This is a genomic window from Stenotrophomonas sp. STEN021 (assembly GCF_056760175.1).
Window position 1 is genome coordinate 1 of the sequence record NZ_JBRREH010000102.1, and the last position, 15,852, is coordinate 15,852.

The following is a 15,852-nucleotide window of genomic DNA, read 5'->3' on the forward strand; positions in this document are numbered from 1 at the left end:
AACCCCCCCCCCCCCCCCCCCCCGCCGCGGGGGGGGCGGGGGTGGGGGCCGCTTGTCTCCCTCCCTTTGCCGCAGGCAAGGGGAGGGCAGGGGAGGGGTGCTTTGGCTTTGGCTTTGGCTTTCGCGGTTGCCTCACCCCAAACCACCCCAAGGCGCGACAATAGCGCCATGCAAACGAACCAGAACCCAGCAGCCAGAACCCCGCTGCTACTACTGCCCGGCCTGCTCAACGACGCCACGCTCTGGCAAGCCCAGCTCGACGCACTCGCCGACATCGCCGATTGCCAGGTCGGCGACCTCACCCAGCAAACCACGATGCGCGCAGTCGCCGAAGACGTGCTGGCCAAGGCCCCCGCACAGTTCGCCCTGGCCGGCTTCTCACTCGGCGGCTACGTCGCCCAGGAAATCCTGCGCATCGCACCGCAACGGGTCCTGAAGCTGGCACTGCTGGACACCTCGTTCAAACCCGACTCGCCCGAACGTGCCGCACAACGCCTGGCACAGCAGAACAGCGTGCGCCTGCCCGGCACCTTCCATGGTTTCGGCGACAAGCTGATGCGCAGCTACATCGATGCTTCGCGGCTCGAAGACCATGCATTGGTGGATACCGTGCGCAGCATGACCGCACGCCTCGGCGCGGAAGTCTTCCTGCGCCAAAGCCAACTGCAACGTAGCGACGGCAGCGAGGTCCTGCGCGGCTGGCAGGGCCCGGCCTTGATCGTCTGCGGGCGCAACGATGCGATCACGCCGCTGTCTGTAAGCGAGCAGATGGCCGCGCTGATGCCGCAATCAACGCTGGTGGTGATCGAGGACTGCGGTCATCTGGCGCCATTGGAGAAGCCTGCGGAAGTAAACGCAGCGATGCGTGCGTGGTTGCTGCAGGGTATCGGCGACTGATTCCGACGAACACCTGAATTCAGCAGCTCAGTAAGCAAACGCATCACGGTGCTTGCGAATGAACTCCGCCCAGCGCACCGGCTCGCGGCCGGTGATGGCGGGGAAATTGTCGAAGGTGGCTTCAATGCCCGGCACGCGTCGCTCGGCGACACGCTGGAAGTTGTCGCGCACGCAGTTCATGTAGGCCATCTCGGCGCCGGCCGCGCGCATGTCTTCCAGGAACACATCCGGGCTCAGCGCCTCGTAGCGGAATGGCTGGCCAAGCAGCTCCGTCATCAGCGCGGCAACCTCGCCGTAGGACTTGGCGTCGTAGCCCAGCCGATAGGTCTGCCCGGCATGCCGCTGCGGCCATGCCAGCGCCTGTGCGGCTACCGCGGCGACGTCATCGCCATCGACCCAGCTGAAGCGCGCATCGCCGGTGTATTGGCGGATGACGCCGTCGACCACTGCGCGGGTGCCGTCGTAGCTGAGCAGGTTCTGCATGAAGGCTTCCGGCCTGAGATGGGTGAAGGAGAAGCCATGCCACTCGATATAGCGTTCCACCAGCTGATGCCAGGCCCAATGCCCGATGCTGGCGTCATCACCGCCGCAGGCGCCCAGATGCACCACGTGCCGCACGCCGGCCTGCTTGGCCGCATCGAGGAATACCTTGCTCTGGCGCAGCATGTCCACGGTGTAGCCGGTCACCAGGAATACGCGATCAATGCCCTGCAGTGCAGGCAGAAGTGTGTCTTCGCGATCGAAGTCGAGCAGCACCGTGCGGATTCCCTGCGCCTGCAGCGCCGTGGCCTTCGCTGGCGAACGCACTGCCGCCACTGGTGTGACCGCATCTTCCAGCAACAGGTTTCTCAAGGTTTCGGCGCCGATCTGGCCGGTGGCGCCGGTGACTAGGACGGTGGGGCGTTGCTGGCTCATTGCTGCCTTGGATGCTTGATCGAAGAGGACACCCAGCCTATCGTGGAGCTACGTTCCGTTCCGCGATGCTTTTTACCGGAATTACGGAATCTGATTCTTCAATAGTGAAACCTGCCGCATGCACCCCTCCGAACGCCTGAAAGGCCTCGACGTCTTCGTCTGTGTTGCCGACGCAGGCAGCTTCACCGCGGCCGCAGAACGGCTGCACCTCACGGCCTCGGCGGTCGGCAAGTCCATCGCGCGTCTGGAGGATCGGCTCGGGCGCACGCTGTTCCATCGCACCACGCGGCGCATGTCACTCACCGAGGCCGGTATCGCCTTCCACCGGACCTGCACCGAGGTGTTGGCGAACCTTGAGGAAGCCGAGGTGGCACTGCTGGCTGAGGATGACGAGCCAAGTGGACGCGTGCGCATCGATCTACCGGCAGCGTTCGGGCGCCTGCAGGCGCTGCCGATAATTCTTGGCTTCGCCCAGGCCTATCCGCTGACGCGGCCGCAGGTGTCGTTCTCGGACCGCTTCATCGATCCGGTCGAGGACGGCGTCGACATCATCGTGCGCATCGGCGGGCCCGATGCATGGTCATCGTTGGTCGAACATCGATTGCTGGGCCATGAGTAGCACGTGTTCTGTGCGTCTCCTGCCTATCTGGCGGCGCATGGCGTGCCGACAACGCGCGAGGATCTGCTGACGCATCGCTGTATTGCCTATGGACGCGCCGATGGCTCGGTCAGTCCGTGGCGCTTCGCAGCTGCACTACCAGGTGAAGTAGAACTGCAGATGATGCCGTCACCGCTGGTGGTGGGTGATGGCGAGGGTCAGGTCACCGCTGCGCTGGTCGGCAGTGGCATCGTGCAACTGCCGACCTGGCTGGTACGCAGCCATCTTGAGGATGGCGCGCTGGTGGAAGTGCTGCCGCATCTTGCCAGCCAGGGCCTGCCACTCAGCTTGGCGTGGATGAAAAGCCGGCGCGAGCTGCCAACGGTCAGCTTGTTGCTTGAAACGCTTGCGCAGGAGTTGGCGCCGCGCATCCGCTAGCAGCGTTGCCAGCATGGCGGGCAGGAATCACCAGCCCGCCAAGGCATTGCTCCAGTGCGGAGTTTCAATCCCAAGCCGGTGCGATCCCTGGATTGGCCACACGCTCGCCACGATCCAGCTCCGCAATACGTGCCATGTCGGCATCATCCAGACGCACCTGTGCCACGTGTAGGTTGCTGGCAAGGTTTTCGCGTTTGGTAGAGGACGGAATCACCGCATAGCCCTGCTGCAAGGCCCACGCCAGCGCGACCTGTGCAGTGGTGGCTTGGTGCTTGTCGGCAATGGCCTGGATCACCGGGTCCTTCAGCACCGCGCCATAGGCCAGGCTCATGAAGGCGGTGACATGGATGCCCTGCTCACGCAGGTAGGCGATCAAGGCGCGGTTCTGCAGGTAGGGATGCACTTCGATCTGGTTGGTGGCGATGGCGTCGGCACCGAGGATGTCGATAGCTTGGCGGACAAGCTCGATGGTGAAGTTGGAAACACCAATTGCCTTGGTCAAGCCCAGCGCCCTGGCCTCACGCAGCGCGCCGAGAAACTCGGCCATCGGTACCTCGTCCTTGGGCGAAGGCCAGTGAATCAGGGCCAGGTCGACGTGATCGGTGCGTAGCTTGCGCAGGCTCTCGCGCAGGCTGGCCAGCAGATCGTCGTGATGCAAGTTGCTGATCCAGATTTTGGTGGTCAGGAACAGCTCCTCGCGTGGCACGGCACCGCTGGCGATCGCCGCACCCAGATCGGCCTCGTTGTCGTAGATCTGTGCGGTGTCGAACGCGCGGTAGCCAAGGTCCAATGCGTTGTGCACGGAGTCGGTGAGTACCTGGTCCTTGAGGCGGTAGGTGCCAAGACCAATAGCGGGAATAGTCATTCAAATCTCCAGAAATCCGCACTAGCAGGGCTACGCCGTGCAGCGCGGACGAAAAGCCAAGGGGAAACAACAGCCGGTTCCGTCAGTGCGCGCTGACCGCAATGCCGTCGGCGCGCATATCCAATCCATCGCGGCGATCCAGCCGGCCGCTCAGTGCAGTGAGTGCCAGCGCACCCAGCACCACCACGGCGCCAATCCACGGCGTATGCATCAGGCCGATGTGATCGACCACCAGGCCGCCGAGCGAGGCACCCAGCGCAATGCCAATGTTGAAAGCGGCGATGTTCAGGCCGGATGCCACATCGGTTGCCTGCGGTACGAAGCGCTGTGCCTGCTTGACCACGTAGACCTGCAGGCCCGGCACATTGCCGAAGGCCACCGCACCCAGCGCCAATACTGTCAGCAACACCAACCAACGGTTGTATGCAGTGAAGGTGAGTACCAGCAGCACCAGCGCGAGCAGGCCGAAGATCAGCGTCAATGCGGGAATCGGACCGCGACGGTCGGCCAGGCGCCCGCCCCACAGATTGCCGATGGCCACTGATACGCCATACACCAGCAGTACCGCACTCACTGCATTGGCCGAGAAGCCGCTGACGTCCTGCAGGATCGAGGCGAGGAAGGTGAAGGACAGGAAGGTGCCGCCGTAACCCAGCGCAGTCATCGCATAGACCAGCAACAGGCGCGGCTGCGCCAGCACCGCGAATTGCTGGCCGAACGTTGCCGGCGCGCTGCGCGGCAGGTCGCGCGGCACGAACAGCAGGCTGCCGAGCAGGGCGACCACGCCCAACGCAGCAACTGCCAGGAAGGTCGCACGCCAGCCCAGGTGTTGGCCGATGAAGGTGCCCAGCGGCACGCCGGTGACAAGGGCCACGGTCAGCCCGGTGAACATGATCGCGATCGCGCTGGCGGCCTTGTCCTTGGGCACCACCGAGGTGGCGATGATCGAGCCGATCGAGAAGAACACGCCATGCGCCAGCCCGGTCAGTACCCGCGCCACGATCAACGAGCCATAGCCCGGTGCCATCCACGCAATCAGGTTGCCGAAGGTGAACAGCAGCATCAACGCCACCAGCAAGGTCTTGCGCGGCACCCTTCCGGTCAAGGCGGTGAGTACCGGCGCACCGACGGCAACGCCGAGCGCATACAGCGAAACCAGCAGGCCGGCCGAGGGCAGGCTGACGTGCAGGTCGGCGGCAATGGTCGGGATCAGCCCGACGATGACAAACTCGGTGGTGCCGATGGCGAACGCACCCAGCGTCAGCGCCAGCAAGGCAAGGGGAATACCGCGTGACATGGGCGAATCCTCGGAAAGGGCTGCGCAGTGTGACCGCGGAACTCTTGCCGAAAAATGCGGTTTCCTCCCAATTACTATTGATTTAAAGTCAACAATATTCCATTCCCGCCCGGCCGCCCCGATGAAAACCACCCTGGATGAGATGCAGGCCTTCATCGCGGTGATCGACACCGGTTCGATCACCGCCGCGGCCGAACAGCTGGGCCAGACCACTTCGGGCGTCAGCCGGGCGCTGGGGCGGCTGGAAGAAAAGCTCGGCACCACCTTGCTGACCCGCACCACCCGCCGCCTGCAACTCACCGATGAAGGCGAAACCTTTCTGGCGCAGGCGCGTGCCATCGTCGCCTCGGTGGATGCCGCCGAAGAGCAGATTGCCGCGCGCCGCGGCACGCCATCCGGGCGGTTGCGGGTGGATGCGGCGATGCCGTTCATGCTGCATGTGATCGCACCGCTGGTGGCGGGCTACCGCGCCCGCTACCCGCAGGTGGCGCTGGAGCTCAACAGCAGCGAGCGCTACATCGACCTGCTGGAGCGGCGCACCGATGTGGCGATCCGCATTGGCCCGCTGTCTGACTCCACCCTGCATGCACGGCCCTTGGGCCACAGCCGCCTGCGAGTGCTGGCCAGCCCGGCTTACCTGCAACAGCACGGCACACCGAAGAACGTGGCGCAGCTGCAGGCGCATACCTTGCTGGGCTTCAACGAGCCGGATTCGCTGAATCATTGGCCGCTTTTGGGCGAAGACGGCGAGCAGTTGCACGTGCGACCAGCACTGGCTGTGTCCAGTGGGGAAATCCTGCATCGCTTGGCATTGGAAGGCGTGGGCATCGTCTGCCTGTCCGACTTCCTGACCGAAACAGCGCGTACGCGCGGCGAACTGGTGCAGGTGCTGCCGAAACAGACCTTGGATGCACGCCAACCCATCCACGCCGTGTACTACCGCAACACGGCGGTATCAGCGCGCATCAGCTCCTTCCTCGACTACCTGGCCGAAGCGATGGCGCTACCGGTTGTGGGAGCGGCGTAAGCCGCGAAGCTGACATCTTCAGAACCACCGGCATGCGTGTGATCCGATGCATTTGGGGGTGGCGGGTCGCGGCGTGCTTTCGCTCCCTCCCTTTGGCGAAGCCAAGGGGAGGGTTGGGGAGGGGTAAGCGCTTCAGCTTCCGAGGTTGCAGCAGCTTCGCGGCTTACGCCGCTCCTACAAAAAAACTGCGAAGAACCCTTCAATGCTGCTGCGCATGATGCCAAGCGTGGCGCACCAACCAACGCGCCTCATCCCAGGAAACCGCCAACGCCGGGCTATGTCGGTGATAGCTGTCCTGCAGCACTTTGTAGAGCTGTTCTTCGTTGGCGCGTGGATAGGCCTGATAGACGTCGTAGCCCATTTCCAGCAGGCGCTGGTAATGGTCGAACTCGTGTTGGCCAAGGTGACCGATGGCATGCACGCCGCGCCAGTACGTCAGTTCGGCGTGGCGATCGATGCTGCGCTGGGCTGTGGGTGCGGTCTGCATGGATAGGGCTCCGTTCGCGGTCTACCCCCTGTCCGCCCGATCCTACGGCGCGAACAGGGGGCGCGCAACTCGCCCGATTCAGCTTTCCGCGCTGGCTGCATCCAACTGCGCGACCTGCGCTGGGCTCAAGCCAAGCTGTGCCGCAGCCAGCACTTCCTGCAGCTGCTGTACGCTGGTGGCACTGACGATGGGTGCGGTGATGCCCGGACGTGCGATCAGCCACGCCAAGGCCACCTGGGCTGGCGTCGCCTTGTGGCTGGCCGCCACGTCATCGAGCGCCTGCAGAATGCGCAGGCCACGCGGGTTGAGGTAGCGATCAGCCACTTTCGCACCGCGCGCGGCACTCTTGCCTACGTCATCGGCGCTGCGGTACTTGCCGCTGAGAAAACCACTGGCCAGCGAGTAATAACTGATCACGCCGATGCCCTGTTCGCGCGCCAGCGGTTCCAGCTCGGCCTCGTAGCCGTTGCGGTCGTAGAGGTTGTATTCCGGCTGCAGGGTTTCGTAGCGCGGCAGGTGATAGTCGGCGGACACCTTGAGTGCATCACGCAGGCGATCCGCGCTGTAGTTGGAGGCACCAATCGCGCGCACCTTGCCCGCCTCGATCAGCCGCGCGAACGCACCCAGGCTTTCTTCCAGCGGCACCGATTCATCGTCTTCGTGTGCCTGGTACAGATCGATCACCTCGGTCTGCAGACGACGCAGCGAATCCTCGACCGCTTCATTGATGTTGTCAGCTGACAGGCCCGGGTGCTCGGCCCATTTGGCAACCTTGGTGGCGATCACCACCTTGTCGCGCTTGCCGCCGCGCTGCAGCCAGCGGCCGATGATGGTTTCCGATTCGCCGCCGCGGTTGCCTGGCACCCACGCGGGATACACATCGGCGGTATCGATCAGGTTGAAGCCGGCGTCGACGAAGGCATCGAGCAGACCAAAGGATGTTTTCTCATCGGCACTCCAGCCGAAAACGTTGCCACCAAAAGCGATGGGGCTGACATGGAGACCCGAGCGGCCAAGTTCGCGTGACTGGGGCATGCGTTGCTCCTTTGTTGTTCAGTTCAACAGCATAGACGGCATGCGTTCCAATTCCGTGGCAACGTCGTGAATACAGCGTTCCGTGTGCCGTTTCCACGCTAACGGGATATGAACATTTGCATGCTGCATTGCACTTGCAGCCGCGTGCTAGGCTCGCCGTTTCAATCGACGGAATTCCGCATGAAGAAGCCTGCCCCGCTGTTGTGTGCCTGTCTGCTGGCGCTTGCCAGCACCCTGTCTGCCGGCACTGCGCTGGCCCATGAAGCCGCTGCCAGCGCTGCTGATGTACAGGTATCGCCGCAGCTGCAGGCTGCCATTGCAGGCAGCTGGCGCATGCCGGCCAATGTGCTGCGCGACGAATACCGTCATCCGGCGCAGACCCTGACCTTCTTCGGCCTGCAACCGACGCAGACGGTCATCGAAATTACACCCGGCGGCGGCTGGTATTCTGAAATTCTTGCGCCCTACCTGCGCGATGGCGGCAAGTACGTTGCCGCCGTGGTTGACCCGGCCGCAATGCCGGCCGGTGGCGGCCGCGATTACCAGCAGCGCTCGCGCGATGGCCTGAGCAAGAAGTTCGCTGCATCCCCGGCCCAGTTCGACCGCGCCACCGAAGTGGCCTACGACCCGGCCGCACCGGTACTGGGCGCGCCGGGCTCGGCGGACGTGGTGCTGACTTTCCGCAATGTCCACAACTGGCGTTCTTCTGGTCAGGCCGAGGGCATGTTCAAGGCCTTCTTTGACGTACTCAAGCCCGGCGGCACCCTGGGCGTGGTTGAACACCGCGCCAAGGCTGACGTGCCTGCCGATGACGGCAGCGGCTATGTTGGCCAGGCGCAGGTGATTGCCATGGCCGAAGCCGCCGGCTTCAAGCTGGCTGGTAGCAGCGAGGTCAACGCCAACCCGCGCGATACCAAGGACTACCCCAAGGGCGTATGGACGCTGCCGCCGTCCAATAGCCACGATGCCGCAGATGCCGCCAAGTACAAGGCCATCGGTGAAAGTGACCGCATGACGCTGCGCTTCGTCAAGCAGTAAGCGCGCAGGGTGTAGGGCTTGGAGTGGGGAGGGTGAGACAATGTGCAGCCTTGCTGTTGGCTGCACAGCCCTCAAACTGGCGCGCGGCGGAAGATCGCCGCGCGCAGCCAGCAGCGCATTCCAGCCCCTGTCCGACACCTGCTGCACATGCTTATCGCCTTCAATAAACCGTTCAACGTGCTGTGTCAGTTCACTGATCGCAGCCAGCCGCCGCGCGCGACCCTGGCCGACTTTGGCCTGCCGCCAAACGTATACGCGGCCGGTCGTCTGGATTACGACAGCGAAGGCTTGCTGCTGCTCACCGATGACGGCAATCTCGCCCATCGTTTGACCGATCCACGGCACAAGCAGCCCAAGACTTATTGGGTGCAGGTGGAGGGCGTGCCAACCGAAGAGAAGTTGCAGGCGCTGCGTAATGGCGTGCAGCTCAATGACGGCCCAACCTTGCCTGCGCGTGTTGAACTGATGCAGGCGGCGCCAGCATTGTGGGAGCGCGATCCGCCCGTGCGGTTCCGCAAAACCGTGCCGGACAGCTGGCTGGCAATCACCTTGCGCGAGGGTCGTAACCGTCAGGTGCGGCGCATGACCGCTGCGGTCGGCTTGCCGACGCTGCGTTTGGTGCGGGCGGTGATGGGGCCGTATGCCCTGGATGAACTCCAGCCGGGGCAGTGGCGGCACGTGGGTTGAGCTGCAGCGACCAGCGTTGCCGCGTAGCAGCTCGTTGTACCTGGCCGATGATGGAGTCGCGATAGGCGACAGGACTCTGTTCGATTGCAGGTTGATCGGCATCGGGTGCGGAGCCACTCCAACGTCCTTGTCGAGAGTGGCTCCGCATATACAGCTGAAAGATATGCAGCCATCCCTGCAAGGGCACATCATCGACACTCGCGCGAGTTATCGCACCGCAGTGCTGATCGCTGCGCAGCTGCCTTGACGTTTGTGATCGTTGCCATGGCAGCGACGTGATGCGGCTACCAGATGTCGATCGTGGTCGCGAAGCCAGCAGGGTCATGCGCATGTATCGCGATCTCTGCAGGGATGAAGCTTCTGCCCCGGTAGATGGGCCTTGCCGCGTAGCGGCTCAGCTTGCCTGAACGTATCAGTGGCAGCACCGTGGTGCTATCGATTCTGCGCTTCTGTTCTGCAACCCATATGGGCACAAATACCATGTTGTCCGCATCACAATCACCGCCAAGCTCTTCCGGAATCAAGTGCAGGATAGCCAGTTCACGTCGTCGCACCGCTGCTTCGCATTTCTCTCTTGTATCGTAATGCCCGAAGTCAGTGGATCCGGCTTTGCGCGGGCGCCGCCCGTCGTGCATGACACTCTCCTGTAGCCTTTTCAACTGAAGCGGGTGCATTGATCAAGGCAACGCGGAAGAGCTGCAGCGATGAAGAGCGCTGTGCTCCGCCGCGATGAAATCCCGCAATCAATGACGCTGTCTTTGGAGTTGAGAGGATACGAGAGTTCTGTCATATCGCCTTGTTACCACTGGGCATGAGCTGGCGTAGACGCGGCATGTAAGCGTGCATTGATTGATGGCCGGCGCGACAAGGCGCGTCGCTTCAGTTGCCCATCTGGTTTGAACAGTGGAGCGGTGGGTCGTGTATCGCAACACGTTGGCCCCACGTGGGTGGAAATACTCGCTCGCACAAAAAGCCGGCAACTTTCGGGGCAACCGGCAAGCAGCGCGGAACAGATCCGGGCGTCAGCGAATCGTGATCGACATGTCAGCCGTGCGTGCAAGCAATCGACGATGTTGTTGCTCACTGCCCGGCAGGCGGTTCCCATAGTTCGACCTTGTTGCCTTCGGGGTCCATCACCCAGCCAAACTTCCCTTGCTCGGAATTCTGCGGCTCACCAACGACATTGCAGCCTTCGCTGCGCAGTGCTGCCAGCAGCGCATCCAGGTCATCCACGCGGAAGTTGATCATGAAGGATGCAGTTGAGGGCGCCATATAGCTGGTGTCTGCGGCGAACGGACTCCAGATCGTCGCACCCTCCGGGCTATCCACGCCGCCCCACTGAAACACCGCACCACCCCAGTCGCTTACATCCAGCCCCAGGTGCTCGCGGTACCAGGCTGAAAGCGCCTTTGGATCGTTTGCTTTGAAGAAGATGCCGCCGATGCCGGTTATGCGTTTCATGCTGGTTCTCCAAGAGTGATCAAGGTGCCGATGGCTGGCGCTCAGGGGCAGCGAGCCTATCCTGCTGGGCTCGGATAACGGCCCGGTCTTCACGAGTCGCGATTGCACACCCCCGCTGCGCAGCTACGGCCTGAAGCAGGAGTTCATCACCCCGCAATGCCTATAGCAGAACGTGATAGTGGAACGCGTGATGTGGATATTGAAAGAGCAATGCATGCATCGGCATCGCTTCAAAAGCCGAACCCACGCCCTGCGGGTGATTGCTGACTGGATCGCCTTCTACAACCAACAACGCCCGCACCAGGCGCTAAAGATGATGGCCCCAGACGCGCGCCCTATACCGCTGCGTCGACCGCATTGTCTGAGCGGAAATCAGTGGATCATTGCAGCGCCGCGTAGCGGCGTCGGCTTGAATGAACTGTCAGGGCGCGCCACGGATGCCCTGTGCGTATGAATTGTAGAACTCAAATGCGCTATCCACCTCATGATGTATTTCAATGGGATAAAGATCGGGCTCTCGGGGGATCGTGTTCAGCACGTTGAGGAAGCTATCTGTGTCCCGGGAGAGGAATACGTACTCTCGGTATCCAGGCTCAGTGAAGACCATGCACAAGATAGACTGATTGTCTGACTCGATACGCTCACAGACTCGATCTTCGAAGCTCTTCATGGCCTCAAAATCTGGAGCTGAAGGAGAACCGACGTTGGTGGGATCTTGGAAATCCAAAATCACGTTGAATCGCTCAGGAAAAGCATCAAAGTCGAACTCAGGTTCAATCCTCTTCAGGCGGAGTAAAGATAGTCCGGCATCCGTCTCCTTTCGTGCGAGAACCCAGCCTCTTTGGTCTTCCATATACGCTCCCTGGCACCTTGACTCTGCAATTACGCCGACTCGCGAAGCAAACTCGGATTGAACGGATCTTTAGACTGCACACTAAGGCATGTGATTGTTTCTTGCTCGGTCACGTCGATCGCAAGATTGGAACCAGCGTAGAAATCGGACATAAAAATACGCCAAAACGATGGTGACTAGAGCTGATGTTGTCCAGATCGTGATTGGAGCTATCTGGGGTTTAAGGAACTCTCCGGATCTATCAAGGATGAGTGCTGCCAGAGGGAAGCCGAAGATGTACAACGCAACGACCAACATCGTCCTGTAGAGCCAACGGGTCAACGGATTTGGATGGTCGTATGATTGAGATGTAGGAAACGAACGAAAATTACGTATGGTCATCGACACGCAGATGGCCCAGAGTAGAAGAAAATAGACGCCTGGTGGGGGCATGCGCGGTCTAACCCTGGAATTGAGCCGTGTCGCGACCGGCATCGTGGGCTTGAGGGCGCCTGCGTGCAAAGGCGAGCAATAGGCCACCTACGAGCATGGATAGACCTGGGGCCAATACAACTGGAAAGCGTGCGTGTACGGCTAGTGCCGTCTCGCGGATGTGGGTTCGCACGTCGTGCTCGCTGTAGTTGTGATTTGGATCGGTGGAAAGCCTGGCGAACTGGGCTTGTCCCACAGAGCGCAATTCGGCGCGTATGACCATGTCGAGCTGCTGCAAGGCCAGCCATGCAAAGCCGGCGAGCAAGAGCACGAATCCAAGCTTTCTCATTGGGTTGCCCTGTTGGTTGATGTACCGCCTAACGTCTGAGTTGAGCCGACTAGTCATGGATCATCTGTCCGAACTCCAACGCAAGCTCGTCACCTCGAAACAGACCGTAAAACGAATATCCGCCCTGTGCGCCGTGAACATGGCGGCCATTTTGGCAATCAACCAAGCGGAACTGGTCATCCGGCAGGATCACGGCAGCAACGTTGGCCCACTCTGTGGAGTGCTCCATGTTCTCGATTCCCATGCGTCTAGTGCTAGCGAAGACTTGCTCCTTGCTGAGAGGGACAGATACGTCACAAAGAGGATATCCAAGCCGCGCCGCGAGACTTCTTGACTCTATCTCCAGCCCGAGAGAATTGTGCGCGCACCCGGCAAGCGCAGTGGTCGCCAGCAGAAGTCCTACATGAAGATTGCGAAGATTAGCGAAGCTGCTTGGATGCATGATCATGCCACCCAACACCAGAGTTAAGCCGACGCTGCAGAGCAGCGGTCAGCTTGAATGACTTGTTAGCCGCGTCTGTCATCGAGCGTCAATTGAGAGGAGCGACCCATTACGTGCAATTTTTGCACCGCATGTTGGACAGTGCCAACCTCCCAGCATGGCTTCACGAGTGCCGGATGGCTTGCGGAACTTTGGCAGCGGCGTATGGCACTTTGGGCATGATTTGCGTGGAACTAGGAATGCAAGAAGGAGTACAGCCACTCCGCCAGCGATACCACCGATCACTGCAGATGTCAGAAGCAAATCCATGAGACTCCTGTTAGCGCCTAACTCTGGAATCAAGCCGCGCCGCGCAGCGGGTTCGGCTTGAATGAATTGTTTGCGGCCAGCAGCACGCTACTGCTGATGCCTAGGTACAACGTGGTACTCGCCCCCGGGAAAACGGACAACCGTAACCAACTCTCCTGCGTCATAGGCCGGCACGTGGCACCCTGTTGTCGGGACGCTAATCGAGCGGCCTACTTTGCCTTTTACTATCCTGGTCACATCAAGGCGAAGTATGCGTGCTGGGTCACCAGGGCTGGGCTCACGGCCATGATCGGGCTCGGTTGAGGCAACCTTGGCTTCGAGCACCAAGTCGGCGTTCTTTCTGATGGCTTGGCTGCTGGCCAGAATCTGCTGGCACGCAGAGGCCGGAAAACTGAAGGCGCCGACTAGAACTAATCCAGTTATCAGGAACTTGATCATGGCCGCTAACTCCGGAATTAAGCCGACCCGCGCAGCGGGTTCGGCTTGAATGAACTGTTAGGCATCGGCGGTAGACTCAAAGTACTGGTCGAACGCCAAAACCGCCGCCTCAATCGTTGATGAAGTGCCGAACCGGTGATGTGGGTCTTGCTCAATTAGCAGCTCCAAGAATTGTGCTTCCAGCGATGCCGTGGCGCCAACCGGTGCGCCCGCGTGGACGTAGTCTTTGCTTTGAACGGTGAATCCAATACCGATGACCTCAATGACGCGATAAAGAACTGCGCCGCTTTGTACACGACGCCAAATTGGTATGTAGCGATACAAATGGGTCATATGGGCTGGCGGTGAGTTGTTCTGTTGTCTCGCGGGAGCGTGTATACGATGCCTAACTCTGGAATTAAGCCGACCCGCGCAGCGGGTTCGGCTTGAATGAATTGTTAGGCGGCTGTGGCCATTTGCCGCTCCCCGGGCCAATGCTGCCTTGCTTGTGCAACCCAACGTGAGCCGATCATGCCACAGCTTGCGGGGTGGAGCTTGCCTAGAAAACCTTGCCGCGCGTAGCTGCCGAAGTGTGATGAAATGATTGCGGTGGGGCAGTGAAGCGTAAGGCGAAATGATGCGCTTGCCGATGCCGAGAACAGTTGGTGCTGCTACCCGGAGCCGACCGGTGACTTGCCGATGTTGCGGCCGAAAGAAGAGGGGCCAGCCAACCCGACCCACTGCCGCCTAACTCTGGAATTAAGCCGACCCGCGAAGCGGGTTCGGCTTGAATGAACCGTTAGGCGGCTGGTTACGGATGAAGAACACAAGTACAGAGCATCCCAGCCACCAGAACAGTAGGAAGAAAAGCATAAAGAATGACGCGCCGCTGTATGCGCTGCCGGGCCGTATGGCGAAGGATTGGGAAATGGCGGGAAGTGCAGTTTGCAACAACCAAAGCGGTGGGCCAATGAACACGTTGCGAAGCTGATGCCAAGCTCCGCCCGCACCGTCAGTGGCGAAGGCTATGCCAAGGAAGAGACCGGAAAGTAGTAGGCCGACGCCAAGTGAAATGAGTAGTCGCATAGCTCGCTCCTGCCGCCTAACTCTGGAATTAAGCCGACCCGCGCAGCGGGTTCGGCTTGAATGAACCGTTAGGCGGCTGTAGCCAATTGCATAACCCATGGCCAACGCTGCCCTGCTTGTGCAACCCAACGCGAACCGATCATGCCACAGCTCGCGGAGTGGAGCTTGCCCGGGAAACCTTGCCGAGCGTTGCCGCCGAAGTGCGATGAAATGATTGCGGACGAGCAGTGAAGCGTAAGGCGAGGTGGTGAACTTGCCGATGTCAGGAACAGTTGGAACTGTTGCCCGGAGCCGACCGGTGACTTGCCGATGTTGCTGCCGAAAGAAGAATGGCCAGCCAACCCAACGCACCGCCGCCTAACTCTGGAATTAAGCCGACCCGCGAAGCGGGTTCGGCTTGAATGAATTGTTAGGGGGCTGGCCAGTGACGCTCAATCGGGAACTCCAATGGCTGAAGCCACCTTGCGCGATATGCAGCATCGCGTGCAATTTTGCGTTGACGGTCGCGAATCTTAGTGATGTACAAAGTATCACCATCAACTAGCTCAACGAGGCCTGTTTCTGACCTTCCCTCGTCCCAGAAGAAGATGCGCTGCGAGTAACCGTTGTTTAGTGAGCCATGCCAGACAAGGAAGTGCCATGACCGGCCATCAGGTCCGTGCATCGGGCCTTCAAGGTTTTGACCACGCCACCAGCTCACACAGCCCCCTAACGCCTGAATTAAGCCGACCCGCGAAGCGGGTTCGGCTTGAATGAATTGTTAGCAATCATAGCCGACCAGCTTTCGGGTCAATGTCCGCGCGGTCTGGTTGCTGCGGGTCGTAAAAGATGTAGGTGTAAAACTGCTTGCGGGATGCTGGGTAAGTGCGCTCTAGCAGGAATTTACGCGCAGCAGTAATAAATGCTTCTGGCACTTCAACGTCGACAGCATCTGTCGTGCCAGAAGCTGGGTCTATGACTTTAGCGACCAAGAGAGTGTCAACTTTTCCTGACGAATCAATTGCAACGTCAAATATAACGCCATAGAGCTTTTGATCTGGCGAACCCATAGCCTGCGCGAATGCGACAAGGCTGAAGAGAAAAAGTGCGATTGTTGAGGCTAAAAGTCGCATGTTGTCTCCATTGATGGCTAACTCTGGAATTAAGCCGACCCGCGCAGCGGGTTCGGCTTGAATGAACTGTTAGGGCGCGGTTGCTGCATTGCGCCCAAGCATGTACTTGATGGCATGTGCTTGGCTAC

At 60.6% G+C, this 15,852-nt stretch carries 17 protein-coding genes and 1 pseudogene; 6 read left to right on the forward strand and 12 right to left on the reverse strand.

The genetic code is table 11. From position 1 onward, the window contains the following. Nucleotides 1–168 precede the first annotated feature (168 nt). Nucleotides 169–897: an alpha/beta fold hydrolase gene (locus tag ACVOL0_RS17930; protein WP_481550235.1), complete on the forward strand. Its 729-nt coding sequence runs from the start codon at nt 169–171 to the stop codon at nt 895–897. Between the two features lie 27 nt (nt 898–924). Here the strand turns inward: ACVOL0_RS17930 and ACVOL0_RS17935 are convergent, their stop codons facing one another. Further along, nucleotides 925–1,812: an SDR family oxidoreductase gene (locus ACVOL0_RS17935; protein ID WP_481550236.1), complete on the reverse strand. Its 888-nt coding sequence runs from the start codon at nt 1,810–1,812 to the stop codon at nt 925–927. Nucleotides 1,813–1,930: 118 nt separating this feature from the next. Between ACVOL0_RS17935 and ACVOL0_RS17940 the strand changes: the two are divergent. Beyond that, a pseudogene (locus ACVOL0_RS17940) lies at nt 1,931–2,848 on the forward strand (LysR family transcriptional regulator). 64 nt (nt 2,849–2,912) lie between these two features. On the opposite strand, the gene dkgB reads toward ACVOL0_RS17940, so the two are convergent. Together dkgB and ACVOL0_RS17950 are read right to left on the reverse strand one after the other, a co-directional pair. Beyond that, on the reverse strand, nt 2,913–3,713 hold the full coding sequence (gene dkgB, locus ACVOL0_RS17945; protein WP_481550237.1) for a 2,5-didehydrogluconate reductase DkgB: 801 nt from the start codon (nt 3,711–3,713) through the stop codon (nt 2,913–2,915). 82 nt (nt 3,714–3,795) lie between these two features. After that, on the reverse strand, nt 3,796–5,010 hold the full coding sequence (locus ACVOL0_RS17950; RefSeq protein WP_481550238.1) for an MFS transporter: 1,215 nt from the start codon (nt 5,008–5,010) through the stop codon (nt 3,796–3,798). Between the two features lie 121 nt (nt 5,011–5,131). On the opposite strand from ACVOL0_RS17950, the gene ACVOL0_RS17955 reads away from it, so the two are divergent. Continuing rightward, nucleotides 5,132–6,037 carry a LysR substrate-binding domain-containing protein gene (locus ACVOL0_RS17955; protein ID WP_481550239.1) on the forward strand — a complete coding sequence of 302 codons (906 nt, stop codon included), beginning with the start codon at nt 5,132–5,134 and terminating at the stop codon, nt 6,035–6,037. 199 nt (nt 6,038–6,236) lie between these two features. Here ACVOL0_RS17955 and ACVOL0_RS17960 read toward each other — a convergent pair whose 3' ends face one another. Further along, on the reverse strand, nt 6,237–6,524 hold the full coding sequence (locus ACVOL0_RS17960) for a hypothetical protein (RefSeq protein WP_481537133.1): 288 nt from the start codon (nt 6,522–6,524) through the stop codon (nt 6,237–6,239). A 78-nt stretch (nt 6,525–6,602) separates the two neighbouring features. After that, entirely contained in the window at nt 6,603–7,559 is a 957-nt protein-coding gene (locus ACVOL0_RS17965) for an aldo/keto reductase (protein ID WP_481550240.1), read from the reverse strand. Between the two features lie 180 nt (nt 7,560–7,739). Here ACVOL0_RS17965 and ACVOL0_RS17970 point away from each other — a divergent pair, with 180 nt between their 5' ends. Further along, the gene (locus ACVOL0_RS17970) at nt 7,740–8,597 is read left to right on the forward strand and encodes a class I SAM-dependent methyltransferase (protein WP_481550241.1); all 858 of its coding nucleotides are present in this window, start codon (nt 7,740–7,742) and stop codon (nt 8,595–8,597) included. Between the two features lie 147 nt (nt 8,598–8,744). Further along, nucleotides 8,745–9,284, forward strand: a complete 540-nt coding sequence (locus ACVOL0_RS17975; RefSeq protein WP_481550242.1) for a pseudouridine synthase — start codon at nt 8,745–8,747, stop codon at nt 9,282–9,284. A gap of 284 nt (nt 9,285–9,568) precedes the next feature. On the opposite strand, the gene ACVOL0_RS17980 is transcribed toward ACVOL0_RS17975, so the two are convergent. Both ACVOL0_RS17980 and ACVOL0_RS17985 read right to left on the reverse strand, forming a co-directional pair. Beyond that, nucleotides 9,569–9,919, reverse strand: a complete 351-nt coding sequence (locus tag ACVOL0_RS17980; protein ID WP_481550243.1) for a hypothetical protein — start codon at nt 9,917–9,919, stop codon at nt 9,569–9,571. Nucleotides 9,920–10,364: 445 nt separating this feature from the next. Beyond that, nucleotides 10,365–10,745 (reverse strand): VOC family protein, encoded by a 381-nt coding sequence (locus ACVOL0_RS17985; RefSeq protein WP_481550244.1) that lies wholly within the window; start codon nt 10,743–10,745, stop codon nt 10,365–10,367. A gap of 178 nt (nt 10,746–10,923) precedes the next feature. On the opposite strand from ACVOL0_RS17985, the gene ACVOL0_RS17990 reads away from it, so the two are divergent. Further along, a complete protein-coding gene (locus ACVOL0_RS17990; RefSeq protein WP_481550245.1) occupies nt 10,924–11,199 on the forward strand; it encodes an integrase core domain-containing protein in 276 nt (91 codons plus the stop codon). On the opposite strand, the gene ACVOL0_RS17995 is transcribed toward ACVOL0_RS17990, so the two are convergent. The 5 genes from ACVOL0_RS17995 to ACVOL0_RS18015 form a co-directional block, all read right to left on the reverse strand. After that, on the reverse strand, nt 11,167–11,598 hold the full coding sequence (locus ACVOL0_RS17995; RefSeq protein WP_481550246.1) for a DUF695 domain-containing protein: 432 nt from the start codon (nt 11,596–11,598) through the stop codon (nt 11,167–11,169). The two genes, ACVOL0_RS17990 and ACVOL0_RS17995, sit on opposite strands and share 33 nt — an antisense overlap. A gap of 809 nt (nt 11,599–12,407) precedes the next feature. Continuing rightward, nucleotides 12,408–12,602: a hypothetical protein gene (locus ACVOL0_RS18000; protein WP_481550247.1), complete on the reverse strand. Its 195-nt coding sequence runs from the start codon at nt 12,600–12,602 to the stop codon at nt 12,408–12,410. Nucleotides 12,603–13,604: 1,002 nt separating this feature from the next. Next, complete coding sequence (locus tag ACVOL0_RS18005) at nt 13,605–13,880, reverse strand: hypothetical protein (protein ID WP_481547587.1); 276 nt, start codon at nt 13,878–13,880, stop codon at nt 13,605–13,607. Nucleotides 13,881–14,285: 405 nt separating this feature from the next. Beyond that, nucleotides 14,286–14,612 carry a hypothetical protein gene (locus ACVOL0_RS18010; RefSeq protein ID WP_481550248.1) on the reverse strand — a complete coding sequence of 109 codons (327 nt, stop codon included), beginning with the start codon at nt 14,610–14,612 and terminating at the stop codon, nt 14,286–14,288. 767 nt (nt 14,613–15,379) lie between these two features. Continuing rightward, a complete protein-coding gene (locus ACVOL0_RS18015; RefSeq protein ID WP_481550249.1) occupies nt 15,380–15,724 on the reverse strand; it encodes a hypothetical protein in 345 nt (114 codons plus the stop codon). Nucleotides 15,725–15,852: the final 128 nt, after the last annotated feature.

Bases quoted from the DNA above. Each gene is read 5' to 3' on its own strand.
- ACVOL0_RS17960 (WP_481537133.1), bottom strand. From the start codon at position 6,524: ATGCAGACCGCACCCACAGCCCAGCGCAGCATCGATCGCCACGCCGAA.
- dkgB (WP_481550237.1), bottom strand. From the start codon at position 3,713: ATGACTATTCCCGCTATTGGTCTTGGCACCTACCGCCTCAAGGACCAG.
- ACVOL0_RS17985 (WP_481550244.1), bottom strand. From the start codon at position 10,745: ATGAAACGCATAACCGGCATCGGCGGCATCTTCTTCAAAGCAAACGAT.
- ACVOL0_RS17980 (WP_481550243.1), bottom strand. From the start codon at position 9,919: ATGCACGACGGGCGGCGCCCGCGCAAAGCCGGATCCACTGACTTCGGG.
- ACVOL0_RS18015 (WP_481550249.1), bottom strand. From the start codon at position 15,724: ATGCGACTTTTAGCCTCAACAATCGCACTTTTTCTCTTCAGCCTTGTC.
- ACVOL0_RS18010 (WP_481550248.1), bottom strand. From the start codon at position 14,612: ATGCGACTACTCATTTCACTTGGCGTCGGCCTACTACTTTCCGGTCTC.
- ACVOL0_RS18000 (WP_481550247.1), bottom strand. From the start codon at position 12,602: ATGGGAATCGAGAACATGGAGCACTCCACAGAGTGGGCCAACGTTGCT.
- ACVOL0_RS17950 (WP_481550238.1), bottom strand. From the start codon at position 5,010: ATGTCACGCGGTATTCCCCTTGCCTTGCTGGCGCTGACGCTGGGTGCG.
- ACVOL0_RS17975 (WP_481550242.1), top strand. From the start codon at position 8,745: ATGCTTATCGCCTTCAATAAACCGTTCAACGTGCTGTGTCAGTTCACT.
- ACVOL0_RS17965 (WP_481550240.1), bottom strand. From the start codon at position 7,559: ATGCCCCAGTCACGCGAACTTGGCCGCTCGGGTCTCCATGTCAGCCCC.
- ACVOL0_RS17930 (WP_481550235.1), top strand. From the start codon at position 169: ATGCAAACGAACCAGAACCCAGCAGCCAGAACCCCGCTGCTACTACTG.
- ACVOL0_RS17970 (WP_481550241.1), top strand. From the start codon at position 7,740: ATGAAGAAGCCTGCCCCGCTGTTGTGTGCCTGTCTGCTGGCGCTTGCC.
- ACVOL0_RS17935 (WP_481550236.1), bottom strand. From the start codon at position 1,812: ATGAGCCAGCAACGCCCCACCGTCCTAGTCACCGGCGCCACCGGCCAG.
- ACVOL0_RS17955 (WP_481550239.1), top strand. From the start codon at position 5,132: ATGAAAACCACCCTGGATGAGATGCAGGCCTTCATCGCGGTGATCGAC.
- ACVOL0_RS18005 (WP_481547587.1), bottom strand. From the start codon at position 13,880: ATGACCCATTTGTATCGCTACATACCAATTTGGCGTCGTGTACAAAGC.
- ACVOL0_RS17995 (WP_481550246.1), bottom strand. From the start codon at position 11,598: ATGGAAGACCAAAGAGGCTGGGTTCTCGCACGAAAGGAGACGGATGCC.